Annotated in this window: 28 protein-coding genes; 11 read left to right on the forward strand and 17 right to left on the reverse strand. The window is 70.8% G+C overall.

The window, feature by feature from the left end; genetic code table 11:
* Nucleotides 1-285: 285 nt before the first annotated feature.
* Complete coding sequence (locus E4K62_RS12845; protein WP_135068030.1) at nucleotides 286-1,260, reverse strand: helix-turn-helix transcriptional regulator; 975 nt, start codon at nucleotides 1,258-1,260, stop codon at nucleotides 286-288.
* A 98-nt stretch (nucleotides 1,261-1,358) separates the two neighbouring features.
* Between E4K62_RS12845 and E4K62_RS12850 the strand changes: the two genes are divergently transcribed.
* Entirely contained in the window at nucleotides 1,359-1,820 is a 462-nt protein-coding gene (locus tag E4K62_RS12850; protein ID WP_135068032.1) for a VOC family protein, read from the forward strand.
* An 18-nt stretch (nucleotides 1,821-1,838) separates the two neighbouring features.
* Here the strand turns inward: E4K62_RS12850 and E4K62_RS12855 are convergent, their stop codons facing one another.
* Nucleotides 1,839-2,672, reverse strand: a complete 834-nt coding sequence (locus E4K62_RS12855; RefSeq protein ID WP_135068034.1) for an MBL fold metallo-hydrolase — start codon at nucleotides 2,670-2,672, stop codon at nucleotides 1,839-1,841.
* Nucleotides 2,673-2,753: 81 nt separating this feature from the next.
* Nucleotides 2,754-3,590: a DMT family transporter gene (locus E4K62_RS12860; protein ID WP_135068036.1), complete on the reverse strand. Its 837-nt coding sequence runs from the start codon at nucleotides 3,588-3,590 to the stop codon at nucleotides 2,754-2,756.
* A gap of 83 nt (nucleotides 3,591-3,673) precedes the next feature.
* Here E4K62_RS12860 and pdxR point away from each other — a divergent pair, with 83 nt between their 5' ends.
* From pdxR to E4K62_RS19025, 3 genes are read left to right on the forward strand one after another with little or no spacing between them, the layout of a single operon-like run.
* Entirely contained in the window at nucleotides 3,674-5,101 is a 1,428-nt protein-coding gene (pdxR, locus tag E4K62_RS12865; protein WP_135068038.1) for a MocR-like pyridoxine biosynthesis transcription factor PdxR, read from the forward strand.
* A gap of 51 nt (nucleotides 5,102-5,152) precedes the next feature.
* Nucleotides 5,153-5,512 carry an alpha/beta fold hydrolase gene (locus E4K62_RS19020; RefSeq protein WP_308195156.1) on the forward strand — a complete coding sequence of 120 codons (360 nt, stop codon included), beginning with the start codon at nucleotides 5,153-5,155 and terminating at the stop codon, nucleotides 5,510-5,512.
* The gene (locus E4K62_RS19025) at nucleotides 5,479-6,069 is read left to right on the forward strand and encodes an alpha/beta hydrolase (RefSeq protein ID WP_308195155.1); all 591 of its coding nucleotides are present in this window, start codon (nucleotides 5,479-5,481) and stop codon (nucleotides 6,067-6,069) included. Before E4K62_RS19020 ends, E4K62_RS19025 begins: the two co-directional genes overlap by 34 nt.
* On the opposite strand, the gene E4K62_RS12875 is transcribed toward E4K62_RS19025, so the two are convergent.
* Complete coding sequence (locus E4K62_RS12875; protein ID WP_240742693.1) at nucleotides 5,997-7,352, reverse strand: NAD(P)-binding domain-containing protein; 1,356 nt, start codon at nucleotides 7,350-7,352, stop codon at nucleotides 5,997-5,999. The genes E4K62_RS19025 and E4K62_RS12875 overlap by 73 nt on opposite strands.
* Nucleotides 7,353-7,637: 285 nt before the next feature.
* Here E4K62_RS12875 and E4K62_RS12880 point away from each other — a divergent pair, with 285 nt between their 5' ends.
* Complete coding sequence (locus tag E4K62_RS12880; RefSeq protein ID WP_135068042.1) at nucleotides 7,638-8,516, forward strand: VOC family protein; 879 nt, start codon at nucleotides 7,638-7,640, stop codon at nucleotides 8,514-8,516.
* On the forward strand, nucleotides 8,513-8,971 hold the full coding sequence (locus E4K62_RS12885; protein ID WP_135068044.1) for a MarR family winged helix-turn-helix transcriptional regulator: 459 nt from the start codon (nucleotides 8,513-8,515) through the stop codon (nucleotides 8,969-8,971). The genes E4K62_RS12880 and E4K62_RS12885 overlap by 4 nt, the downstream gene beginning before the upstream one ends.
* Before the next feature lie 7 nt (nucleotides 8,972-8,978).
* Here E4K62_RS12885 and E4K62_RS12890 read toward each other — a convergent pair whose 3' ends face one another.
* Nucleotides 8,979-9,371, reverse strand: coding sequence for an ester cyclase (locus E4K62_RS12890; protein WP_135068046.1), 393 nt, complete (start codon nucleotides 9,369-9,371; stop codon nucleotides 8,979-8,981).
* A gap of 89 nt (nucleotides 9,372-9,460) precedes the next feature.
* Here E4K62_RS12890 and E4K62_RS12895 point away from each other — a divergent pair, with 89 nt between their 5' ends.
* The 3 genes from E4K62_RS12895 to E4K62_RS12905 all read left to right on the forward strand — a co-directional run bounded on the left by E4K62_RS12895 (nucleotide 9,461) and on the right by E4K62_RS12905 (nucleotide 11,372).
* Complete coding sequence (locus tag E4K62_RS12895) at nucleotides 9,461-10,117, forward strand: LysE family translocator (RefSeq protein ID WP_135068048.1); 657 nt, start codon at nucleotides 9,461-9,463, stop codon at nucleotides 10,115-10,117.
* A gap of 64 nt (nucleotides 10,118-10,181) precedes the next feature.
* Nucleotides 10,182-10,754 (forward strand): CGNR zinc finger domain-containing protein, encoded by a 573-nt coding sequence (locus E4K62_RS12900; RefSeq protein WP_167747790.1) that lies wholly within the window; start codon nucleotides 10,182-10,184, stop codon nucleotides 10,752-10,754.
* Nucleotides 10,755-10,901: 147 nt separating this feature from the next.
* Entirely contained in the window at nucleotides 10,902-11,372 is a 471-nt protein-coding gene (locus tag E4K62_RS12905) for a hypothetical protein (protein ID WP_135068052.1), read from the forward strand.
* A gap of 139 nt (nucleotides 11,373-11,511) precedes the next feature.
* Here E4K62_RS12905 and E4K62_RS12910 read toward each other — a convergent pair whose 3' ends face one another.
* A complete protein-coding gene (locus E4K62_RS12910; protein ID WP_135068054.1) occupies nucleotides 11,512-11,796 on the reverse strand; it encodes a hypothetical protein in 285 nt (94 codons plus the stop codon).
* Between the two features lie 213 nt (nucleotides 11,797-12,009).
* On the opposite strand from E4K62_RS12910, the gene E4K62_RS12915 reads away from it, so the two are divergent.
* Nucleotides 12,010-12,699 carry a hypothetical protein gene (locus E4K62_RS12915; protein ID WP_135068056.1) on the forward strand — a complete coding sequence of 230 codons (690 nt, stop codon included), beginning with the start codon at nucleotides 12,010-12,012 and terminating at the stop codon, nucleotides 12,697-12,699.
* Nucleotides 12,700-12,714: 15 nt separating this feature from the next.
* On the opposite strand, the gene E4K62_RS12920 is transcribed toward E4K62_RS12915, so the two are convergent.
* The 3 genes from E4K62_RS12920 to E4K62_RS12930 all read right to left on the reverse strand — a co-directional run bounded on the left by E4K62_RS12920 (nucleotide 12,715) and on the right by E4K62_RS12930 (nucleotide 14,806).
* Nucleotides 12,715-13,155 (reverse strand): iron chaperone, encoded by a 441-nt coding sequence (locus E4K62_RS12920; RefSeq protein ID WP_135068058.1) that lies wholly within the window; start codon nucleotides 13,153-13,155, stop codon nucleotides 12,715-12,717.
* A 135-nt stretch (nucleotides 13,156-13,290) separates the two neighbouring features.
* The gene (locus E4K62_RS12925; protein ID WP_240742893.1) at nucleotides 13,291-14,373 is read right to left on the reverse strand and encodes a fatty acid desaturase family protein; all 1,083 of its coding nucleotides are present in this window, start codon (nucleotides 14,371-14,373) and stop codon (nucleotides 13,291-13,293) included.
* A 229-nt stretch (nucleotides 14,374-14,602) separates the two neighbouring features.
* The gene (locus E4K62_RS12930) at nucleotides 14,603-14,806 is read right to left on the reverse strand and encodes a cold-shock protein (protein ID WP_135068062.1); all 204 of its coding nucleotides are present in this window, start codon (nucleotides 14,804-14,806) and stop codon (nucleotides 14,603-14,605) included.
* 42 nt (nucleotides 14,807-14,848) lie between these two features.
* Here E4K62_RS12930 and E4K62_RS12935 point away from each other — a divergent pair, with 42 nt between their 5' ends.
* A complete protein-coding gene (locus E4K62_RS12935) occupies nucleotides 14,849-15,124 on the forward strand; it encodes a hypothetical protein (RefSeq protein WP_135068064.1) in 276 nt (91 codons plus the stop codon).
* Between the two features lie 195 nt (nucleotides 15,125-15,319).
* Here the strand turns inward: E4K62_RS12935 and E4K62_RS12940 are convergent, their stop codons facing one another.
* The 8 genes from E4K62_RS12940 to E4K62_RS12975 all read right to left on the reverse strand — a co-directional run bounded on the left by E4K62_RS12940 (nucleotide 15,320) and on the right by E4K62_RS12975 (nucleotide 24,276).
* Nucleotides 15,320-15,631: a hypothetical protein gene (locus E4K62_RS12940; protein WP_135068066.1), complete on the reverse strand. Its 312-nt coding sequence runs from the start codon at nucleotides 15,629-15,631 to the stop codon at nucleotides 15,320-15,322.
* A 119-nt stretch (nucleotides 15,632-15,750) separates the two neighbouring features.
* A complete protein-coding gene (locus E4K62_RS12945) occupies nucleotides 15,751-16,467 on the reverse strand; it encodes a sulfite exporter TauE/SafE family protein (protein WP_135071356.1) in 717 nt (238 codons plus the stop codon).
* Between the two features lie 129 nt (nucleotides 16,468-16,596).
* On the reverse strand, nucleotides 16,597-17,049 hold the full coding sequence (locus E4K62_RS12950) for an Hsp20/alpha crystallin family protein (RefSeq protein ID WP_135068068.1): 453 nt from the start codon (nucleotides 17,047-17,049) through the stop codon (nucleotides 16,597-16,599).
* Nucleotides 17,050-17,178: 129 nt separating this feature from the next.
* The gene (locus E4K62_RS12955) at nucleotides 17,179-17,541 is read right to left on the reverse strand and encodes a UBP-type zinc finger domain-containing protein (protein ID WP_135068070.1); all 363 of its coding nucleotides are present in this window, start codon (nucleotides 17,539-17,541) and stop codon (nucleotides 17,179-17,181) included.
* Between the two features lie 17 nt (nucleotides 17,542-17,558).
* A complete protein-coding gene (locus E4K62_RS12960) occupies nucleotides 17,559-18,377 on the reverse strand; it encodes a DUF2510 domain-containing protein (protein ID WP_135068072.1) in 819 nt (272 codons plus the stop codon).
* A gap of 52 nt (nucleotides 18,378-18,429) precedes the next feature.
* Nucleotides 18,430-21,882 (reverse strand): error-prone DNA polymerase, encoded by a 3,453-nt coding sequence (locus E4K62_RS12965; protein WP_135068074.1) that lies wholly within the window; start codon nucleotides 21,880-21,882, stop codon nucleotides 18,430-18,432.
* An 81-nt stretch (nucleotides 21,883-21,963) separates the two neighbouring features.
* Nucleotides 21,964-23,553 (reverse strand): DNA polymerase Y family protein, encoded by a 1,590-nt coding sequence (locus E4K62_RS12970; RefSeq protein ID WP_135068076.1) that lies wholly within the window; start codon nucleotides 23,551-23,553, stop codon nucleotides 21,964-21,966.
* Entirely contained in the window at nucleotides 23,554-24,276 is a 723-nt protein-coding gene (locus E4K62_RS12975; RefSeq protein WP_374108160.1) for a hypothetical protein, read from the reverse strand.
* Nucleotides 24,277-24,298 lie beyond the last annotated feature (22 nt).

The raw sequence follows: 24,298 nt of genomic DNA on the forward strand, positions 1-24,298 counted from the left end.
TCTATCTTAGACCCACTCGATCAGACTGTCAAATCAGCGCCTCCGTGACGATCAGACGTCACCGAACGGCGCTCCATGACGGGCTTCCGGAGCGGGTACCTCCATTCTACGCCCGAGGGCACGAGCTCTCAATGAGAGCTCATCAGAAGGGAGGCTGTTCTCCGCTTGAGGGGGGTGAGGCTCTCGGCCTCTCCGCTTCCCTGTGGGGCGAACGATCAATAGCTTACGACGCGCCTGTCGAGCCCGGCAACTCGGGCGCACCCCGGGCGTGTCGCGGCCCTCCCCTCAGTGTGCGGCCCGCTCGTAGCGGGCCGAGAGCCGCGTGAATGCGCGGGCAAGTTCCGGCGGGTCGACCTCGTCCATCTCCGCGTCGAAACGGCCCAGCGCGGCGGCCAGCGCGACCCAGGACCACGACCCGGCGGTGTACCGGCACCGGTCGGGACCGAGCGCTTCGACGGCACCATCCCCGGCGAAGGGCACGACGTCCCCCGCCGGCAGGTGCAGGACGACACTGCCGGTGCAGGGCCACGCGTTCGCCGCGGACGAGCCCTTGAAGCGCGCCGACATGTACTCCGATGCGTCACCACCGGGGACCTCCCGCGGCGAGAAGCGGGGACCGGTGGGGGTGCGCGGAGTGATCCGGTCGGCGCGGAAGATGCGCCACTCGTCGCCGTCGAGATCCCACGCGACCAGGTACCAGCGGCCCGAGGCAGCGACGAGGTGGTGCGGCTCCACTCGCCGCGGTGGCGCCGGGCCCGTCACGGGGGTGCCCGCGTCGGCCTGATCGAACCGCAGCACCTCACGGGCGCGGACGGCATCGGACACGGCGACGAGCACCTCCGAAGCCACCGCGGGAGCGGGAGCATCCCCCGTGCGTGCGGCGGTGGTGAACTCGACCGCCTGCAGTCGGTGGCGGAGGCGCGAGGGCAGGACCTGGCGGACAGCGGCGAGCGCTTTCAGCGCGCCTTCTTCGATGCCCGCGCCCGTGACCGTCGCTGCCTGCAGGGCGATCGTGAGAGCGATGACCTGCTCGTCGTCGAACAGCAGGGGCGGAAGTTCGCTCCCCGCCTCCAGGCGGTACCCGCCGTCCGGACCCATCGCCGCCTGAACGCGGTACCCCATCTCCCGCAGCCGCTCCACGTCGCGGCGGACGGTGCGGTGACTCACCCCCAGCCGATCGGCCAGCACAGCGCCCGGCCAGTCCCGTCGCGCCTGCAGGAGCGATAGCAGGTCGAGCAGTCGGGCAGTGGTCGTGGGCACGTCTCGAGAGTAGTTCGTGTGTAGGACCGGACCTGACCTCTACTCCTGTCACGGTGGAGACAGCCGGCACAGGTCCGGCGTACCGAGGAGGAGCACCCATGCCCATCGAGACCACCACCCACCTCAATCTCCACGGCGAGGCCCGCGCGGCCCTGGAGTTCTACCAGTCCGTCTTCGGCGGTCACCTCACGATCGCCACCTACCGCGACGTCGGTATGCCCGCCGATGCGCCCGGCGCCGAGAACGTCGTGTTCGGCAGCCTGCAGAGCGAAGACGGCTTCCGGATCATGGCGTATGACATCCCGGGGCCTGCCACGCGAGCCACCGGGGGCGCCACCCGCCGGGAGAACGGCGTCACCGTCACCGACCAGCCGTTTTTCGTCTCCGTGCGCGGCGACACCCTGGACGAGGTGAAGGGCTACTGGGACGCGCTGTCCGCCGGCGCCTCGATCGTCGAACCGCTCGCGGCCTCGGCGTGGAGCCCCGGCTTCGGCATGCTCACCGACACCTTCGGCGTGACGTGGATCCTCGACGTCGCTGCGGCGGACCGCGCGGAGTAGGCGTCCCTCCGGCCGCCGTCAGGATCCGGCGTGATCCTGCGGCGGCCGATCGGCGCGCTCGGCGAGGCGCTGCAGTTGCCAGCGAGGCATGTCCGCGAGCCAGGGAACTGGCGCCGCCTCTCCCACCCGCGCATCGACCGGGAGATCGCCGGCGCGCAGCGCCTCCACATAGGCACGATCCTGTGCGATCCGGCCGCGCAGCCGGTCCCCGGAGGCCACCGATCCGTGGCCGGGAACGACGGCTCCCACCTTTTCGGCCACCTCCTCGAACAGCCCGAGCGCCGCGAGGTAGTCCTCCAGCGGCTGATCGGCATCCACGTCGACGAACGGCATCAGGATGTCGGAGAGCATGTCGCCCGCGATCAGAACGCCGCCCTCCTCCACCAGCAGCGCCGCGTGACCTCTGGCGTGCGCCCGGTGCTCGATGATCCGGATCGCGGGGCCCTCCCACGGAATGCGTTCGGCACCCCGGGGCAGCGCGGTGATCGCTCCGAACAGCTCGAGCGGGATCTGATCCGCGTACTCCGGCGGCAGGCCGGCAGCCACCTGCGCCGGCCAGTCCGGCTGTGCGAGCAGCTCCGCCATCGTGGCGGCACACAGCGCCGTGCCGTATCGCGGTGCGTCGCCCAGCGCGGGGTGCCACAGCACGTGATCCCAGTCGGGGTGCGTGGCGAACCCGGCGACGATCCGCTGTCCCATCCCGCGGATGTCGTCGGCGAGCTGCGTCATCTCGTCGTCCGTGAGCCCCGGATCGACCACGAGCACACCGTCCCGGCCCTCAACGACCACGGAGTTGCTCTGGAGGAACCCGCTCTCGGAGACGAAGACGCCGTCGGCGATCTGCGTCAGCATGAGCGGCCCTCCGTGTGCGACCGTGCCGGCCGGGGTTCGGGGTGTGTCATCTTCGTCTCCTGTTCGAGGGCGGACGGGGAGTCAGCCGAACGCCATGGCGGCGACGGCGAGGATGCAGACGACGATGCCGACTCGCTGACTGGGCGCGACCCGTTCCCTCAGGAATCCGGCGGCCAGCAGGACGGTGACGGCGGGGTACAGGGAAGCGAGCACTCCCGCGATGCCCAGTCCGGTCGTGCCGCTGGCGATGAAGAAGGCGAGGGTGCCGGAGGCGCCGAGCACACCGGCAGCGCTCCCCCACCCCAGCACTCCGACCGCAGGGCGCCACACCTGTCTCAGGGTGGCCGCCGTCACGACGGTGAGGACCGCGCCGGTCAGCTGATTGAGGGCGAGGGGCGCCAGGCCGGCGTCATCGGAGATCTGCGCCAGCGCGACGAAGAGGACTCCGAAGCCGACGCCCGCCAGCGTGCCGTCGACCAGGGCACCCCGCATCGCCGAGGGCTGCGCGGAGGCATCGCGGGCGACCAGCCAGATTCCCGGCAACGCCACGATCATCCCCGCCCAGGCCAGCCATCCCGGCCGCTCCCCGAGGATGGCGCCGGCCAGCACGGGAAGGATCGCCGCGCCCAGCGCCGAGATGGGAGCCACCAGCCCCATCCGGCCGCGTGCGAGGCCGCGGTACAGGAAGATGCTGCCCGCCGCCGACCCCACCCCGGCCACGACCGCCCACGCGAAGTCCGCCGGCACCGGGCTGCCCGGCAGCAGCGCCCCGGCCGCGGCCATCACCACCGCGCCGGCGCTCTGCCCCACCAGGACGACCTGCCACGTGGTGTACCGGCGTGAGCCGAGCCCGCCGACGAAATCCGAGGCGCAGTACGCCACGGCGGAGGCGAGGCCGAGGAGGATGCCGAGGCTCATGCATCGACTCTGCCGTCCGGGCGGTCCGGGGTGAAGGTCCGCTTCTCTGTCCGTCGACTGGACCATTCGGCTGTAATGGGCCGATGACAGTGGAGTGGGCGCGCGGCGGTCCGGATCTTCTGGTGCTCCTCGACCGCGACGCGGGCGGCCTCGGCAGCCAGATCCAGGATCACCTTCGGGCCGCCATCCGTGAGCGGCGACTCGTTTCCGGCGAACGACTGCCCTCGACTCGGCGCCTGGCAGCCCTGCTCGGAGTCGCCCGCGGCACCGTCGTCGAGGCGTACGAGCAGCTCCTCGCCGAGGGCTACGTCCTCTCGACGGTCGGTTCCGGCACCCGGGTGGCGGCGATACCGCCGTCGGAAGAGGTGAGCGGGCACGCTCCCGAACCGGTGTCGGCCGTGTCACCTCGACCGATCGACTTCGAGTACGGCATCCCCGACCTGCGCACAGTGCCCCTGTCGGATTGGAGCTGGGCTGTGTCGAAGGCGACCCAGACGCTCCCGACGGCTGCGCTCGGCGACGACGACCCGGCCGGATGGCGACACCTCCGCGACGTCGTCTCCGCCTACCATCGCCGCGTCCGAGCCGGAAGCGCCACCACCGACGACACCGTCATCGTCGCGGGCTTCCGGCAGGGCTTGACGTTCGCGCTCGCGACGCTGGCCCGGCGTGGCATCCACCGGATCGCGCTGGAGGATCCGGGGCCGCGCGACCACGACGTCATCGCACAGCGGGCGGGTCTGGAGGCGGTGCCGGTTCCCGTCGACGCGGAGGGGCTGGATGTGGGCCGCCTGCGCGACAGCGGCGCACGCGCCGTGCTGCTGACGCCGGCACACCAATGCCCGACCGGCGTCGCCCTCGGGCCGTCGCGACGGCGCGACCTCATGGCGTGGGCGGAAGAGGTCGACGGGGTGATCCTGGAGGACGATTACGACGCGGAGTTCCGATACGACCGGCAACCCGTCGGGTCGTTGCAGGGACTGAACCCTCGCCGGGTCATCGCGTTCGGCTCGGTCAGCAAGACCCTCGCGCCGGCGCTCCGACTGGGATGGGTGCTCGCGCCGCCGCAGTGGCGCGACGGGATCATCGAGGAGAAGCAACTCACCAGTCGCGGAGCCCCGAGCCTGGACCAGGAAGCGCTCGCGCTCCTGATGGAGACGGGACGGTTCGATCGCCATCTGCGGCGCGCACGGGAGGTGTATCGGGCCCGCCGCGACGTCTTGGCCGCGGAAGTGGATCGCGCCTTCGAGCCGGGCCGGCTCACCGGACTGGCCGCCGGATGCCACGCCGTCCTGCAGCTTCCCGCCGGGGCGGACGAGCGGGCCGTGTCCGCGACCGCCGCAACTCTGGGCGTTGTGGTCAACACGCTCGGCCGATACCGGTTCTCGGCAGAGGGTCGACCGGCGGAGCCCCTCGCGCCGGCACTCGTGATCGGCTTCGGCAACGTCGACGAAGCCCGCATCCGCGACGGTGTCCGCATCCTCGCCGCCGCCGCAGGCGTGCAGCCCTGACCGGAACGCAACCCCCTCCAGCGTCCGCGGCGCCGCCGGTCAGGATGGGCCATGCGCACTTCCCGCGTCCACGCTTTCCGTCACGCCGGCCTGATCTTCGACGTATCCGACACCGGGCCCATCGACGGACCGGTGATCGTTCTGCTGCACGGATTCCCGGGATCCCGTCGTACGTGGGACGCCGTCGCACCGCTGCTGGAGGCCGGCGGCGCCCGGGTGATCGCGTTCGATCAGCGCGGCTACTCCCCCCGCGCGCGACCGTACCGCCGACGCGACTACCGCGCCGCCGACGTCACCGGCGACGTGCTCGCCCTGCTCGACGCGCTCGGGAGCCACCGCGTGCACGTCGTCGGTCATGACTGGGGCGGATTCGTCGCGTGGCGGCTGGCGACCCCGCTCCGCAGCGACTGAACGGCATCACCGTGCTCTCCACGCCGCATCCGAGCGCGATGCTGCGTTCGCTGCTCTCCTCGACGCAGGGCCTGCGGTCGCTCTACATCGCCTTCTTCCAGCTGCCGTGGCTGCCCGAGGCCGTGCTGCGGCCCCGCCTCGCGCGCCTGCTGCAGTCGTCGGGGCTTCCGGCCCCCATCGCCCAGGAGTATCAGCGCTTTCTGTCGCAACCGAAAGCCCTCCGCGCGGCCCTGCACTGGTATCGCGGCATGTCGCTGCCCGACCGGCGCCGGCCGCGCCGGGGCAGCTCGCGTGTGCACGTGCCGACCACGTACGTGTGGGGCAACGGCGACCAGGCGCTCGGGCGACGCGCCGCCGAGCTCACACGGCACTGGGTGCACGCGCCGTACCGCTTCGTCGAGGTGGACGAGGGGCACTGGCTTCCCGAGCTCGCCGCGGAGAGGGTGTCGCAGGAGATCCGCGCCACCCTTCCCGCGACACCGCACTACGCCGCGTCGACCGAACCGGGCGAGTCGACGAGGCCGTCGACGTCGTCCGGCTCCGGTTCGGACAGGTAGCGCTCGAGGCTGTCGTCCAGTTCGGCCAGCCACGGGGTGTGGTGCACAGCGGCCATCGTTCCCGTCATCACGGACGGATAGACGGCATCGCGGTACCCGAGGATGTTCACCTGCTTGTCGTGCTTCCAGGCCAGGAAGATCCGCACGACCTCGTCGAGGTCGAACATCGGATAGTCGGTCAGTTCGATCAGGTCGCGGATGTAGTCGGCCTGGAACCTGATCTCGTCGGCCGGTCCGTTGAGTTCGCTGAACCGCCGGCGCCACGCATCCATGTCCTGCCAACGCGCCTGCGGGCCGGGGAGCTCGAAATCACCCAGGATGACGTCGCGGACGAACCACGCCTGCGCGTCGAACATGTTGAAGGTGAACCACTGGTCCTGCGCGCCCAGGTAGAACAGCCGGTCGTTGGCCTCGGAGACCACGCCGCGGTACAGGCCGTCGGGGTAGAGGCAGTTGGGCGAATCCAGCGCGAGGTCCGAGGGCAGGAACGGGTAGTGGTGCAGATAACCGGTGCACAGCACGACGGCGTCGAACTCGCCGCTGGTCCCGTCGCTGAAGTGCACGGTGGATCCTTCGAAGCGCTCGACGAGCGGCACCTCCCGCATGCCCTTGGGCCAGTCGAATCCCATCGGCTGGGTGCGGTAGCTGAAGGTGACCGAGCGCGCGCCCATCTTGTACGCCTGCACGCCGATGTCTTCGGCGGAGTAGCTCGCGCCGATCAGCAGGACATCCTTGTCGGCGAGGGCCTCCGCCCCGCGGAAGTCGTGCGCGTGGCGGAGGCTCCCGGGGAAGGTCTCGATGCCGGCGAACTCGGGCACGTTCGGGTAGCTGAAGTGTCCGCTGCCGACCACGACGTAGTCGAACTCGCTGGTCTCGGTCCGATTGGCGGCCATGTCGTGGACCGTCACGCTGAAGGTGTTCGTGTCCTCGTTGTACTGGACCCAGCGCACGACGGTGTTGAAGCGCACGTACTGCTTGACGTCACTCTTCTCGACGCGGCCGTTGATGTAATCCCACAGCACGGCGCGCGGTGGGTACGACGAGATCGGACGCCCGAAGTGCTCGTCGAAGGTGTACTCGGCGAACTCCAGCGCCTCCTTCGGCCCGTTGGACCACAGGTTGCGGTACATGCTCGAGTGCACCGGCTCACCGTGCGCATCCATGCCGGTGCGCCACGTGAAGTTCCACTGCCCGCCCCAATCGGCTTGCTTCTCGAAGCACACGATCTCGGGCATCTCCCGGCCGGTGTGTCGAGCGGACTCGAAAGCCCGAAGCTGTGCCATTCCGCTGGGTCCGGCTCCGATGATTGCGACGCGAGAAGTCAAACCGTTCCTATCCTGGCCGGGGCCATTGAGCGACGACGGCGGCAGGATCCGCGGCGGATGCCGCAGGGCGCACCGACGTGGTGGGCAATCCGTTCCGCGCACCATCGGCGGGTCGGCGATGGGACTCTTGCGGAATCGATCACTGCATGGTAAAAGCAGCGACTTTCACGATTTTACCAGGTCGCCTCTCGTGCGCCCGCGGGCGGTCGGAATAGTTGAGCGTTCAACTCAGTTGAGGATGCCATGAGCACCAGCACACCCCTCGCCGCCGATACGGCGATGGGGGCGGTCACCCTGAACGTGGCGGACCTCGACGCGATGACGTCGTACTACCGGGACGGCGTCGGGCTGGCGGTGATGGAGCAGACGGGACCGCGTGTCACCCTCGGGCGCTCGGGACGGCCGGTCGTCGTGCTCGTGCACACCCCCGAACTGCGGCACGCGGGGCCGCGCGAGGCCGGCCTGTTCCACACGGCGATCGTCTTCGACACCGAGGCGGCGCTGGCCGCCGCGGTCTACTCCGTCGCCCGGCTGCGCCCGGCTTCCTTCACCGGGTCCAGCGACCACCTGGTCAGCAAGGCCTTCTACTTCGACGACCCCGAGGGCAACGGCGTCGAGCTGTACTGGGACCGCGACCGCACGACGTGGAGCTGGATCCACGGCCAGGTCGAGATGTCCACGCTGTTCCTGGATCCGAACGCCTATCTGCGGGAGCACCTGGACGAGCGCGGACTCGCCGGGGAGGCGGTCGGAGACGCCCGCGTCGGGCACATCCATCTGTCGGTCGGCGACGTCGCGACGGCGCGCGACTTCTACGCGACCACCCTCGGGTTCGACGTCACGCTCGCGCTGGGCGACCAGGCCGTGTTCGTCAGCGCCGGTGGATACCACCATCACATGGCGATGAACGTGTGGAACAGCCGCGGCGCGGGTCGCCGGCAGCGCACCCTGGGGCTCGGCCGCGTGGACCTCGAACTGCCGACCTCCGATGACGCCGGCGCGCTGGCCGAACGGCTCCGGCACTACCGGGTCCCCGTGCGCGACGACGGCGGGAGCGTGCACTTCGAGGACCCCTGGGCCAACGACGTCAGCCTCACCGTGGCCCCCTCGGCCACCTCGTGACCGGCGCCTCCGAGGCATGGCGCGACCTCATGCTCGCGACGCACCTCCTCGACACCGCACTCGAACGGCAGGCCCAGCGCGACGGCGGCATCTCGCACGGTCACTTCAAGATGCTCGTCCTCCTGAGCGCCGCGCACGATCAGACGCTCGGCCTGAAGAGCCTCGCGGAGTCGCTCCGCTTCTCCCCCAGCCGTATCAGCCATGCGATCACCGCGCTCGAGGGTCAGGGGCTCGTCGCGCGCCGCCCCGTCACGGGCGGGCGGCGCGCCTTCGAGGCGACCCTGACGCGGAAGGGACGGCTGCTCGTGGGCACCGTCCTGCGCGGGCAGCGGCGGGAGATCCGCGACCCCCTCCTGGACGGCCTGGGCGGTGAGGGCACAGCGGCCCTCGGCGACCTCAGCGCCCGCATCATCGCCCTGCTCGACCGCGAGAATCCGGACGTGGCCGACCGCTGACGGCGCGCTACGCGGCGAGCTGGGCGAGGATCTCGGCCCTCACATCCGATCCGGACGCCTCGGCGATGCGCCCATCCGCCACGCGATAGATGACGAACTCCGCCACGTTGACGTGCCGGCGCGTGGGGGCCACCCCGCGGAAGACGCCGAGATGCGTGCCACTCCCCCGCAGGTGAACGGCCAGTCGATCGTCCTCGACCAGGAGCTGGATGCGCCGCCACCGCCAGTCCGGAAACGCATGGAAGAGGTCGACCATCTCCTCCACCCACGCATCCGCTCCGCCGGGGAGGTGCGCGCGACGGACAGCGGGCTGCACGAACGAGCGGATCGCCTCCAGGTCGTGCCGGTTGGCGGCGTCGAGGTAGTCGGCGTACCACTCCCGCATCTGCCACGACTCCACCCCTCATTATCGGCACGGGCCAGGCCGGCCCGGCTTGCAAGGCGAACCGTCACGCATTGAATGTCATCTATGCGTGACATACTGACGCCATGATCCTGGACATCCCGGTGGCGGTGTACCTCGCCTTCCTCGCCGCGACGCTGCTCATCGCGGTGGTCCCCGGTCCCGACCATGTGTACCTGGGCGCCGTGGCCCTCCGCGACGGACGACGGGCGGGGACGGTGGCGGCATCCGGGATGGCGGTGTCGATGACCGTGCACACCCTCGTCGCCGTGACGGGCTTGGGCGCGCTCCTCACGGCCGCCCCCGCGGCCCTCGTGATCATCCGCCTGCTCGGTGCGGCCTACCTCATCCACCTCGGGATCGGCGCGCTGCGCGCTGCCGACGCCGCCGACGCCCCGGCTCCCGCATCCACCGGCCGGAACTTCTGGCGCGCGATGGTGGTCAACCTCACCAACCCCAAGATCGTCATCTTCTTCCTCGCCTTCCTTCCCCAGTTCGTCGATGGCGGCGTCGGCAACCCCGCCTTGCAACTGCTGACCCTCGGTCTGACGTTCGTCGTGATCGGGTTCGTGGTCGATACCGTGTACGCGTCGCTGGGTGGGCTGCTCGGACACTTCCTGGCTGGACGGGGCACCAAGGCGCGCGTCCTGTCCGTGATCAGCGGATGCGTCTACCTCACCCTGGCCGCCCTGGTGCTCGTGACCGTCGTCGCCGATGTCGTATCCGGAGCGGTCGGAGGGTGACACCCCATCCACGGCCCCTTCGTCACGTGTTAGCCTCCGGTCAGCCGTGACAGAGGGGGAACCGATGACCGACCAGACCTCCGCGGTGGTGGAGGCGCTCCCCCTCCCCCTGCTGATACGGATCGTGAACGAGTACGGCGACGCGCCGCGCTCGGCAGCGGGCGAATCCGCGTCTCCCTACCCTCCTGCCGACGCGCTCGGCCAGGAGGACACCGCCTTCTGGGCGCACCGCGCAGCGCCGCAGGAGAAGGTCTTGGTGGAGACGGCCAATCTCCTCCACCCGGTCTTCGCCGCAGCATCCGGCGGCGAGTGCGCCGATCGACTCAACACGGTGATCGCCGAGGCGGGACTGACCCCGGCAATGACGGCGCGGGAATGGGACGTGCGCGAGCAGTGGCGCACCTGCCGCCCTGGGCGCACGCTGCTGGCGGCCGCCACGCTCGCGCTCCTCCATCACCTGCGCAGCGATCCCGACGTCAGCCGCCTGGGCACGTGCCTGGGCGATGCGTGCGTCGACGTCTTCGTCGATTCCTCCCCCGGACGCCGGCGGCAGTACTGCTCGCTGACGTGCCAGAACCGCGCCCGCACGCGCGCGTACCGCGCCAGGCGCGCCGCCGCATCGCGTTCTGCGCAGTGAGCCCGCCCTCCCGGGAGAGGCCACCCGCTGCGGATAGCGCACCGCGCGCCTGACGGCAAGGCGGTTCTGGAGACCGCGGTGCATCGGGTTCCCTGGTGGTCGACGCGCCGACCCCTTCCTGCGGCGCCATACCGAGAAGGAGGAGTTGTGGACACGACAGCCCTCATCTGGATCATCGTCGCCGTCGTCGTCGTGATCGCGATCATCGCGGTCGTCCTGGTCGCCACCGCGAAGGGACGGCGGGAACGGCGCCAGCACGCGCAGCACGAGAAGGCGGAGAAACTGCGCGCCCAGGCGAGAGAGGCAGACCTGGGCGCGCGTCGGCACGAGGCCGAACTCGCGCAGGCCCGCGCCGACACCGCGTCGGCGCAAGCGGAGTCCGAGCGGGCCAAGGCCCAGGCGGCCCAGGCCGACGTCGACGCGCAGCGCCGCGCCGCCGACATCGACCAGCACGCCGCCGACGCCGCCAAACGCCGTGACGAGCAGGCCGAAACGCTGCGCAAGGCCGACAAGGTCGACCCCTTCGTCGACGGGGAGGGCCGCGATCGCGGAGCTTCGGGCGGAAACACCCGTTCGGATCGCGGCGCTCCGGGCCACAACGACGGACCCGAACGCTGATCCGCCTGCCCGACATGTGGTCCGCCTCCCGGCGCCGCGCCGGAGGTGATGTCGCGCCTGAAGGACGACGAAGGTCCCCTGCGAGTGCAGGGGACCTTCGTTCAATCCGTGGGGGCGAGATCTCCGCCCCGGGCTGGGCTCAGCGGCCGTTGCCGGCCTCACGGCCTTCGCGGTCGTAGTACTCACGGCTGCCGGACTTGGCCAGTCCGCGGCTGATCATGTAGCCGATGGTGAGCAGCGTGGCGTACAGCCAGACCTGCTCGGCTCCGAACCCCTGGCCGTCGTCACCGTTGTCCACGACGAGGGACGCGATGAACATCCCGGCGAGGATCACCACGTACACGATGAACTCCGTGGTCTTGAACGCGGCTTTGGTCTCGGTCGAGATGCGGGGGGTGCGGGCGGCGAGAGAGGTATTGCTCATGAAAGGTGTCCTTTTGGGGTTTTCGGGTGCTGGCACGCGTTTGGCGGCCCCGTTGAGCTAATCAGTACGCACGGATGTCGCCTCCGCCCTTGCTTTCGGAGGGAAGCGTCAGGAGAAATCTCCGCGGTCGAGTGCCGGTCGGGCATCGTAGTGGTCCGGCCCCGCCCCGGCGATGGGGCTGGGCGGGGCGGCCCCGTTGCAGACAATGGCGGGATGCTCGCTCGTTCGGCCGAGGTCGTCGGCACCGCCCTGCGCGGACTGTTCGCGCTCATCCTCCGCTTCCGGCACCCCCGGCCCATCCACACCCGCGGGCTCGTCCTGGAAGGCGAGCTGACGTGGCTCGGGGCTGCCGCGGCATCCGGCATCTCGTGGATCGACGACGCACCGCCGGATCCTGTGGGCGTCGTCGCCCGCCTGTCGAGGGCGGTGGGGCTACCGGCTCGGCTGCCGGATGTCATCGGACTGGCACTGCGCGCCAGCGCGGGCGGGCGCACGGTCGACCTGGAGCTGGCCTCGACCGGGATCGGATTCCCCTCGCGGTTCCTCCTCGTCCCCCGGAGCACCCCGACCGGCGCGACGTTCGGCAGCCTCCTGCCCTACCGGTCGTCTCGTGGACCGATCCTGGTGTGCGCGCGCAGCGTCCCGCGGCGTCAGCTGCCCGCGTCGACGCACGACATCGCCGCCGCCCTCGACGGGGAGCCGTGGCGCGTGCGCCTGTACTTCGCGACGCCGCGCGGCCGGTGGCATCCGTTCGCCGAGGCGGCACTGCAGCCATCAACCGACCAGGAGGACCGCGAACTCCGGTTCGACTCCGTGCGCCATCCGCTCCCCGGCGCGGGCACCTACCGGTGGGTGGATCGCGTGCGCCAGCCGTCGTACCTCCGGGTGCAGGGCCCGCAGTGACCGACGCGCATCGGGTCAGTGCACCGCCGCGCCCACCAGTTCCGTGACCTTCGCCTGCACCGCCGGAGTCCATGCGCGCACGGCGAAGCCGACGGGCCACAGGTCGCCGTCATCCAGGTGCGCGCGATCCTCGAACCCGATCGTGGCGTAGCGCGTGCCGAATTTGCGCGCCGGCTGGATGAAGACGACGATCTTGCCCTCGTCGTTGGCGTATCCCGGCATGCCGTAGTAGGTCATGGGGACCAGCTCGGGGGCGACCTCGCTCACCACGGCATGCACTCCCTCCGCCAGCGCCTTGTCCTCGGGTTCGAGTGCGGCGATCGCCTCGAGGACGGCCTTCTCCCCGGCAGCGCGGTTCTTGCCGGCCTTCTCCTGTGCGCGCAGCTCCTTCGCACGCTGCTTCACCGCTTCGCGCTCCTGTGCGCTCAATCCGTCGGAGGTGTCGGTCTTGGCCATGGCGGGCCATCCTTCCCGGTCGTGGTTCTGGCTCTCACGGTAGGGGCCGCCGGCGCCGGGTGCTTCTCCGATCGTGACCGAAACGACGATGCCCCCGTCCGCGCAAGGCGGACGGGGGCATCGGAAGGCGGTGTGTCACATGCCGCGTATCTGCTGACGGGTGGGGCAGTCGAACGGGTCGCGCGCGGCCAGTCCCACCTCGTTGAGGTAACGGATGACGATGGCGTACGACTCGATGAGACTCGTCTCGGTGTACGGCACGTTCAGGTTCTCGCACGCCTCGCGCACGACCACGCGGGCCCGCGAGAGGTACGGCCGGGCCATGCTCGGGAACAGGTGGTGCTCGACCTGGTAGTTCAGGCCGCCCATGAGGGCGGTCGCCCACCAGCCGCCGCGCACGTTGCGGGAGGTGCGCACCTGCTTGGTGAAGAAGTCGAGGCGCGCGTCCGGTGCGATGACCGGCATGCCCTTGTGGTTCGGGGCGAAGGACGCACCCATGTAGACACCGAAGACGGCCATCTGCACGAAGATGAAGGCGAAGGCCATGCCCAGCGGCAGGAAGAGGAAGACGGGCACGATGACCGCGGCCAGGCGCAGGAGGATCAGGGACAGCTCGAGCCAGCGGCCCTTGATGGGCTCACGCGTGGTGACGAGGTACTTGATGCCGAGGAAGTGGAGGTTCCAGCCCTCCATGGTCAGCAGCGGGAAGAACAGCCATCCCTGACGCTGGGTGATGAAGCGGACCACGCCGCGCGCCTTGCGGGCGTCGTCCTCGACGAAGGAGATGGTGTCGATCTCGATGTCGGGGTCTTTGCCCACCCGGTTGGGGTTGGCGTGGTGACGGCTGTGCTTGGAGTCCCACCAGGAGTAGCTCATACCCACGAGGGCAGGGCCGATGAAGCGGGAGAGGCGGTCGTTGGCCGGACCGGAGGAGAGGATGACGCGGTGCGCGGCCTCGTGAGCGAGGAACGCGATCTGCGTGAAGACGATGCCGAGTCCGGCGGCGATCAGGAGCTGGAACCAGCTGTCGCCCAGCAGGATGAAGCCGGTGATGAGACCGGCCAGAGCGACGAGGAGTGCACCGGCGACCAGGGCGTAGAACCACTGGGCACGTCGGAGCAGCCCCATCTCTTTCACCACCTGCGAGACCTGGGTGTAGGCCTTCGCAACGGGCGGGAATGACTCACGGGTGGCGTACGTCTGCCGGACCGGACCCATGGTGGCCGCGACGGGGGACAGAGTGGTCAAGAGACTCCTTGGTTGTACAGCAAGACCCGGGAGTCCCAGCTGAGACGGTGCGGGAAGCGAAATGAACGACCCGCTGTTGCCGACCATACTTGGGACGGCAGTGCCCCGTGTGTCAACTTGCGGATCCACAGAGAGTCCACAGGCGGGGCAGGGTATAGAAAAAGGATGCGGCGGGCTTTCGCCCGCCACATCCTTCGGGTCACACGAGGCGGATGCTCGAGGCCTGGGGGCCCTTCGGGCCACGCTCGACGTCGAACTCGACGCGCTGTGCCTCTTCGAGCGAGCGGAAGCCGCCACCCTCGATCGCGCTGTAGTGCGCGAACACGTCGGGCGAGCCGTCCTCGGGTGCGATGAAGCCGTAGCCCTTTTCAGAGTTGAACCACTTAACAGTTCCGAATGCCATCGGATCTCTCTTTCTTGAAGAGGGGCCGCGACGGCGACCCCGATGACCGCGACGAACACATCGCGGAGATATGGGGCGACGTCGCCCGAGATGGGGGTGGCCACAGTCGTAGCCGGAGGCGGTCTCGAGCGCGTGCTGCGCTGCGGAGAGGTCCGCGAACATTCCCAGGCGTACCCCTACGGCGTCGTGCGCGGAGAATCCGGCGGCATCGACCGTGACGTGCCCGGCGTACTCGTCGCGCGAGTGCGCGACATACACGTCGAGATCGGCCTTGAGCCACGTCAGCAGAGCGGGGGGTACGGCGGTGGAGAGAAGTGAAGAAGAGATGTGAAGAAGTCGATTCAGTTCGTGCAGTCCGGTTCGGCAATGATCGTCACGGAGTGCGGGGGTTTGCCCGGTCGGGCGTTGCCCGTCTTTGGACATTCCAACCGGACAGCCGGCGTGCTCGTATGCGCGCCGTTCTTGAACACTACAGCAGTGCGGCCGAAAAGTCGCGTTCTCGGACGGATGACGTCAGTTGTGCTCGTCCCAGTCGAATCCGGCGGTGGTCCCGGCGAGCACGGCAGCACGGCGGCGGATGCTCCACGCCGCGAGCTCCTCACCCTCCAGCGACAGGGGCAGCTGAGGTTCGGATCGCACCGCGGCCAGCGGCATGCCGGCGCCCAGGGTCAGCCACGCCTGCGCGGGTTGACCGTCCAGCAACGCCGGGAACGAAACGAGTTCGGTGCGCCCCTGGTCGGCGAGCACCCGGACATACTCCAACAACGCCTCGGCGACGTCGTCACTGGTGGCCAGGCGGGCGCCCGTGACGAAGATGTCGAACATCTGCTCTCCCTCGCATGTCGAGCGCGCTCGGGTTGCGCGTTCACGATCGATCCATGTTCATCAAGATGCTCGCACAGACCTAGCCCTTGACCCCGCGGCGGGCCCGCGCTAGACAAAGCTCACCACAAGAGGTAGAGCGCTCCCACCACGGTGAGCACGATCACGAGCCGCTCGAAGACCTCCTGCCGCAGACGCCGGGCCAGCACCCGGCCGGCCAGCGCTCCCACGATCACGGCGGGAAGCAGCCACAGGTCGATCCACAGGCTGTCGACCGAGAACAGCCCGAGCGCGGCGGCGAAGGGCACCTTGCCGATATTGACGACCGCGAAGAACCACGCGGCGGTGCCCAGGAACGCCTTGACGGGGAAGCGGGCCGCCAGGAAGTACATCGACATGACCGGGCCGGCGGCGTTGGCGACCATGGTGGTGAACCCGCCGAGGGTGCCGTAGACGGCCGCCGCGGGCCACCCGCCGCTGGGCTCCCGTCCGCCGCGCGCTGCCGCGTACCGTCGCCACAGGGTCACCGCCACCACGAGCAGGAGCAGGACGCCGATGACGCGCCGCACCCCGACGTCATCGGCGACGGCGAGGAAGACCACGCCGAGGAGGATGCCCGCGAGCACGGCGGGAATGAGCCGCACCAGCATGCGCCATTCCGCGTGCCGGCGGTACGTCCACAGGGCGAACATGTCCCCCACGATGAGCAGCAGCAGGAGGGTGGCCGTCGATTCGCGGGCGGGGAGGACGGCGGCGAACAGGGCGACGGCGAGCGTGCCGGCGCCTGGGAGCGCGGTCTTCGACAGCCCGACCACGACGGCGCCCAGCGCCAGTAGCATCCACGAGACGATCGTGAGATCGTCGAGGGCGACGGCACCGGTCACCGTCCCAGGCTATGCCCCGTGACGCCGCGGCTCGGACACGCGGAAGGGGGCGAGCCCGACGGCCCGCCCCCGCGCATGATCGCCTTACTGCTCGATCGGCTGTGGTGCGTCCGACTCGTGTGCGCGGATCGTGGCGTCACCGGCCTCGGTGGACACCTCGATGCGGCGCGGCTTGGCGCGCTCGCTCACGGGGATCATCACCGACAGCACGCCGTTGCTGTACGACGCGCTGATGCGATCGGTGTCGATGCCCTGACCGAGGTTCAGCTGACGCACGAAGGTGGCCGCCTCCCGCTCACGGGTGATCCACTTGACGCCCTCGCCCGAGGCGAGCGTGCGCTCGGCGCGGATCGTGAGCAGCTGGCCGTCCACATCGATGTCGACGGAGCCCGGATCCACACCGGGCAGGTCGGCGGTCAGAACGTAGTGATCGCCATCTCGGTACAGGTCCATCGGCATCCGCCGCGGACCGCGACGGGTGTCGAACAGGGCCGACGCGAGTCGGTCGAAGTCACGGAAAGGGTCGGTGCTCGCCATGGTTCCTCCTTCTCTGCGCGTGCCGGTCAGGCCGGCGGTGTGTCCAAGTTGAGCCTGGTCGGCTCAAGTGCGATCAGATTAGCACTCGGCAGGGTCGAGTGCCAAGAGGTCTCCGAGAGGGTTCCGGGGTCAGCGACCAGCCGCACGGGCGGCGAGCTGGCGGCGCCAGTCGGGCGGAACCCGGCCCTCCGGGCCGGGCGAGGGCTGGGACTCGGGCCTGCTGGTCGGGGCCGCCAGATCCGGTCCGTCGACCATCGCCTCCTCCTGGTAGTCCCACCACCAGTCCTCGCCGGGCTCGAAGCTCTGGATGTACCGGTGACCCGTGCTGTGCCAGTGGGCGGTGGCATGCCGCGACAGGGAGTCGTCGCAGCATCCGACATGCCCGCACGCCGCACAGCGGCGCAGATGCACCCACCACCCCCCGTGGGCGTCGCAGTCGATGCATCCCGCCGACGAGGGCGGGGCGGTGGGGTCGATCTGAGCCGGAGTCATCCCTGCTCCCGGGGGTGTTACGGGGCGAGCGGGCTGCCGCCGATGCTGCTGTCGTAGACGGCGGCGAGGGCGAACAGCTCGTTGAGGAGGTAAGCGGCGAAGACCACACCGAGGATCAGGCCTCCCACCGACACGGCGATCCAGGCCCACACCGGGCCCAGGCCCTTACCGGTCTGACGGCGCAGCACGACGCCGCGGCCGATGACGTACACGCCGTTGCTGATCACCAGGGCGAAGAAGATCCACGCCCAGTGGAACGGCTTGTCGATCCCGCGCGCACGCAGCGCGCGCCAGTCGAGGTAGGCGAAGACGATCTGCGCGGCGATGACGGCGTAACCCAGGAGTGTCAGCAGCAGGCTCGCGCCGGCGAACGATGCCACCCACTCCGCCGACGCGGAACCGCTGGGGTCGAGCGCAGCGGCTCGCAGGAGACCGTTCCAGTCCAAGAAGAACACCGGCACGACGCCCACCAGCGGCAGGAACACGATCAGCCAGATCCACGGCGTGTCGGTCGGGATGTCGCGTCGCACCGGCGCGGGGGCGGCGGGCGCCGCCGACGGGTAGGACGGGTAAGCGGCGGGCGCCGAGGAGTAGGCGGCAGGCGCCTGCTGCTGGTACGGCGGGTACGCGGCGTTGGCCTGGGCACTGTTGGTCGGAGCCGCGGGCGCCGGATTGGCGGGCTGGGCCGGGGCGGCAGGCTGGGCCGGGGCGGCGGCAGGCGCCGGGTTCGCGGGCTGGCGCGCTTCGGTCCACGCCGTGCCGTTCCACCAGCGGTGAACGGAGGGGTTGTCGGGGTCGGCGTACCAGCCCGGGGGGAACTGCTGTGCGTCGGTCATGTCGATCCTTCCGAAGTGCCCGTGTTCGGGTCGAGTCTAGGGGTCGCCGAACTCAGCGGAAATCACGGGATGAGTGCGCCACGCCCACCCTCAGGTCATCGAATCGATCGGCGACGAGGTTCGTCACCCCCTCCACCGAGCGCTCCAGGATCCCGCGGACGATGAGGGCCGGCGACTCCCGCACGATGCGTCGGTGACGGTCCCACACGCCGACCGAGCAGATCACGTTGACCAGCCCGTGCTCGTCCTCGAGGTTGAGGAACGTGATGCCCGATGCCGTCGCCGGTCGCTGCCGGTGGGTCACGAGCCCGGCGACCTCGACCCGGCGGCCGTTCTCGTGCGTGCGCAGCTCGCGCGAGGTGAGCACTCCGCGCGCGTCGAGCTGGGAGCGGTAATGCGCAAGCGGATGATCGCCCGGCGAGATGCCGGTCGCCCACAGGTCGGCGGCGAGCACCTCGTAGCTGGTGGGGTCGGGGAACAGGGGCGGCTGCACCGACACCATCGACTCGGGCAGGTACTCGGCGCGATCCTGTGCGGCCGAACCGGCGCTCCAGATCGCCTCCCGGCGCGTGATGCCGAGGCACTCGAAGGCACCCGCGGTGGCGAGGGCCTCCAGCTGCGCGGCGGTGAGTCCGGTGCGGCGCACCAGGTCGCGCAGATCGCGGTACGGACCCGACGCCTCCCGCTCGGCCACGATGCGCTCGGCCGCCTTCGTGCCGATCCCGGTGACGGCGGCCAGCCCGAGGCGCACGGCGAACCGCCCGTCCCGGCGGTGCGCCTCCGACTCGTCCGGCTCGGTGGGGTCGAAATCGCCCACCGGCGGCTGCACTCGCTCGGCGCACGCCTGCCGCCCCGTCGGCGGAAAACGAGGGGATCGATCCGCAGCATCCTCGGTTCCCGGGATCCCCTCGGAATCCGCGTGCGGTTCGAGGAGGGCTTCGACTCCCGAGCGCAGCAGATCGGGGCGGCGCACCTCGACGCCGTGCCGGCGGGCGTCGGCGCTGAGGGTCGCCGGTGAGTAGAACCCCATCGGCTGGGCGCGCAGCAGTCCCGCCAGGAACGCCGCGGGGTAGTGCAGCTTGATCCACGAGCTGGCGTACACCAGCAGCGCGAAGGAGAGGGAGTGGGATTCGGCGAAGCCGAAGTTCGCGAACGCCTGGATCTTGTCGTAGATGCTGTCGGCCACCTCGCCGGTCAGGCCGTTTCGGGCCATGCCTGCGTACAGCTTCTCGCGGAGCTTCTCGATCCGCTCCACGCCGCGCTTGGACCCCATCGCCCGGCGCAGGAGATCGGCGTCCTCGGCCGTGCAGTCCCCCACCGCCACGGCCATCTGCATGAGCTGCTCCTGGAACACCGGCACGCCCATGGTCCGCTCGAGCACCGGGCGGAGCTTCTCGTGGGCGTAGGTCACCTTCTCCTGCCCGAGCTTGCGCCGGACGAACGGATGCACCGCACCGCCCTGGATCGGCCCGGGCCGCACGAGCGCGATCTGCACGACGAGGTCGTAGAACCGCCGCGGCTGCAGGCGCGGGAGCAGTCCCATCTGCGCGCGGGACTCGACCTGGAAGACCCCGATCGAATCGGCGCGGCACAGCATGTCGTAGACGGCCTTCTCCTCCTTGGGGATCGTCGCGAGTTCCCACTCCTCCCCCGTGGCGTCGCGGATGAGGTCGAAGCAGTACTGCAGCGCGGCCAGCATCCCCAGGCCCAGAAGGTCGAACTTCACCAGCCCCATCCAGGCGGCGTCGTCCTTGTCCCACTGGATGACCGTGCGGTCCTCCATGCGCGCATGCTCGATGGGCACGACCTCCCCCACGGGACGGTCGGTGAGCACCATCCCGCCGGAGTGGATCCCCAGGTGCCGCGGCGCCTTGAGCAGCTCGGTGGCGTACGCGAGCACCTGATCGGGGATGTCGTGGTCGGCGCCGGTGTCCAGCGCCGCCCCCCAGCGCTCGACCTGCTTGGACCACGCGTCCTGCTGCCCCGGCGAATGCCCGAGGGCCTTGGCCATGTCGCGCACGGCGTTCTTCGGGCGGTATTGGATGACGTTGGCCACCTGCGCGGCGCGGTCGCGGCCGTATTCGCGGTACACCCACTGGATGATCTCCTCCCGGCGGTCGGAGTCGAAGTCCACGTCGATGTCGGGCTCCTCGTCGCGAAGGCTGGAGAGGAACCGCTCGAAGGGCAGGTCGTAGGCGATCGAGTCGACCGCGGTGATATCGAGCAGGAAGCACACCGCACTGTTGGCCGCCGACCCACGGCCCTGGCACAGGATGCCGCGGCGCCGAGCCTCCTGCACGATGCCGTGCACGATGAGGAAGTAGCCGGGGAAGTCCTTCATCTCGATCACCGCGAGCTCGCGCTCGATGCGGTCGCGGTCCTTCGGCGTCAGATCGGGGTACTTGCGCGGCACCGCCTCCCACACCAGGTGCCGCAGCCACGTCATGGGCGTGTGCCCCTCGGGAACCTGCTGCTTCGGCAGCGCGGGCTTGGCCCGCCGCAGGGGGAAGGCCAGCTCGTCGGCGAGCGTCACGGTGCGCGACACCGCGCCGGGGTAGCGCGCGAAGCGGCGGGCCATCTCCGCGCCCGAGCGCAGGTGCGCGCCGGCGTGGGCGGGCAGCCATCCGTCGATCTCGTCCAGGCCGCGGTTGGCGCGGACGGCGGCGACCGCCGCGGCGAGGAGCTCCCGTTCGGGCGCGGCGTAGTGCACGTTGTTGGTGGCCAGCACCGGAAGCCTCCGCTCGGCGGCGAGGGCGGCGAGCACGTCGTTCTGGCGGGAATCGAGCGGGTTGCCGTGATCCATCAGCTCCACATGCACCGCCTCCTGGCCGAAGAGCCCGACGAGCCGGTCGAGCTCCGCGGCCGCTGCATCCGCCCCGCCCTCGGCGAGCGCGCGGCGGACGGTGCCCTTGCGGCATCCGGTGAGCACCGCCCAGTGCGGATCGCGCGGACCGCCGGAACGCTCGGCGAGCTCGTCGAGGTCGTACACCGGCCGGCCCTTCTCCGCGCCCCGCAGCTGGGCGGCCGTGATCGCCGCCGCCAGACGGTGGTACCCCTCCTCCCCGCGGGCCAGGACGAGCAGGTGCGATCCGACCGGATCGGGTTCGCCGTTCTGCGGCCCTGGGAGCTCCAGCGACAGCTCGGCGCCGAACACCGTGCCCAGCTGCAGCGCCTCGGCCGCCTCGGCGAAGCGGACGATGCCGTAGAAGCCGTCGTGGTCGGTGACCGCGAGGGCGTGCAGCCCCAGCCGCTCGGCCTCCTCGGCCAGTTCCTCGGGCGAGGAGGCGCCGTCGAGGAACGAGTACGACGAGTGCGCGTGCAGCTCCGCGTACGGCACCGTATCGGCGGGACGGTCGATGGCCGGGGGGACATAGGGCCCGCGCTTGTGCGACCACGCGGGGCTGTCGCCGCCGTCGGCGCCGGCGGGAACGGGGCGCGGTCGGCGCCGGTCGCTGAGGGTGCGCTCGATCTCCGACCACGGCACGGGCGGGTTATGGAAGCCCATCAGCTCCCCTCTCCGTGCGGCCTCGCCGGCGCCGGCCCCGGGGGTGCCGGCGACGCGGAGGGGCGGCGGGCGGAGCGAGGGTCAGTCATAGCGCCCCTCCGCGGTCCACGCGCCGTCCTCCTCCACCAGCAGCCACGCCGTTCCGTCGTCGTCGACCACCTGGAAACGGTGCGCGCGACGACGGCGCGCCGCATCCCACCCCCGCTCGCGGATCGGCCACGGCCCCGCCCATGAGCGGATGCGGCTGCGCCGCGCCCCCGCGGCGAGGAAGGCCGGCGGGGCGCTCAGAACCTCCCGCTCCCCCACCACCACCGTCGCCCCCGCGACGTCGGTGACCTCCACCGTTCGCGGCTCGGGGTAGACGGTGGTCGGCAGCGGATCGGGCAGGCTTCCCGGCCACGGGCGCGCACGTTCCTTCGCCACGATCGCCCGGTCACCCCACGGCACGAGCACCTGCCGCTCGACCAGCCAGCGACCGCCGCCGATCGCCGGGGTGAGCACGCCCCGGTGACCGAGCATCGCCTGCACGCGCGAGAGGGCGTGGTGCACCCGTTCCTCGGGGCCCGAGCCGAACAGCCCGATCACGTGATGGGAGGCCTCGTCCACGGCCTCGGGCGAGATCCGCACGCGCGCGACGCCGCTGCCCAGGATGCTCTGGGCGTCTTCGGCGAGCTGCCATCGCACCCGGTCGACGACGGCTGCCGCATCGAAGGATCCCGGATGCAGCCACACCCGTTCGCTGCGCTCCCCGCGGTCTCCGGTGAGCTCGACGCGCAACTCCGTGCACACCAGCCGTCGCTCGCCCAGCGCCGAGACGAACTCGTCGGCGGCGATGCGCATGCCGAAGGCGATCTGGTCGGCCAGTTCCAGAGGCGGCTCGAAGACCACCTCACGGTGCAGCTCAGGTGGCGGGGTGCGCGGCTCGATCGGGCGGGAGTCGCGTCCGCCCGCGAGCGCGTGCAGCCGCACCCCCTGTTCGCCGAACCGTTCGCGCACGCGGTCGACGCCCATCGCCGCGAAGGCACCGAGAGTATGCACGCCCAGCCGCGCGAGCAGCTCGGGGAGACCGGCCTCGCGGGAACCCGAGCGTCCCGGCGACCCCGCCGGGAACCCGGTGGAGGCATCGAGGACGGCCACCGACAGCGGCGCGAGGAATTCCGCCGCCTCCCCCGCCGGCACGACCAGTACGGGATCGTCGGGGCGGGCGGCTCGGGCGGCCAGCTGGGCGGTGAACAGCCCGTCGGCGATCCCCGCGCACACGGCCGCCACCCCGCCTTCTCGAAGCGCGGTCACGAGGGTGCGCGCCGCCTCCGCCTCTCCCCCGTAGTAGCGGGCGGGCCCGCGCGCCCGCAGGGCGCACAGCCCGGGACGCACGATCTGCACGCCCGGGGCGAGTTCTTCGATCCGGGCGACCAGAGGCGCGAAGGCACGCGCATCACGCACGGGATCGGCCGGGACGACGCTCAGCCCCGGACAGGCCGCTTGTGCGTCTCGCCGGCGCTGGCCACGTCGTACGCCCGCGGCCCTCGCCGCATCCGAGCACGCCACCACGACGTTGTTCTCGAACACCGCGACGGGGGCGCCGGGGTCGAGCGCGGCGCCGTCCAGAAGGAGTGCGGTCACCGGCCAGTCGGGGAACCACAGCACGAGACTGCGCACGGGTGACAGCACTCAGCCCACCGCCCTCACCTCGGACAGCTCCGGCACCGCCTCCAGGCGGGGCCGCGCGGCGGCGGCCGGCCCGAGAAGCGACACGGTGCCGTCGGCGGCGGGCAGCAGCATCCGCGCCCTGCGCGCCGTCGGCGACCGGCGGCTCGTCACCGACACGGTCAGTTCGCGTCCGGCGAGATACCCGTGCCCGGCGCCCAACCCGGCCCAGCGCGGATCGGCGACGTCGATCGCCGCCTCCGCCTGCGGCCACGGCCCCTGCACGAGCAGCACCGTCCCGCGGTCGCGCAGGCGGGCCGCCAGACGAGACACCGCGCTCTCGGTCACGCGCGCCGGCGGACGCACGGCGACCACGGGCATCACTTCGGCGATCGTCGCGGTGATCGCCAGCCACCGCGGACCGGGCTCGGGCACGAACACGAGCCGGTCGAGGTCGAGCCCGTACCGCTCGGCGGCCTCGGCGCCCAGGTCGGGCATGCCCACCGCCGCACACCAGGCGCCGTCCTGCGAGGGCCGGGCCATCAGCGCCAGCAGCAGGGCGGTCGAGGACGCGAGGGCGTAGGCGGATCCGGGGCGCAGCCCGCCGCCGGGGAGAAGGCCGGCGAAGGCGGGGTGCGTCGGCAGAACGGGGGCGTCGAGGCGACGGCCCTGCATCCGCTCGAGCTGCGCACGCAGCTCGCTCACGTCACGCAGCGCCTCCGCCTCGGTCCGCACGATCGCCCTCACTCCCACAGGCTAGAACATCTGT

Origin of the sequence: Microbacterium wangchenii (assembly GCF_004564355.1) — a bacterium.
Classification (GTDB): domain Bacteria; phylum Actinomycetota; class Actinomycetes; order Actinomycetales; family Microbacteriaceae; genus Microbacterium; species Microbacterium wangchenii.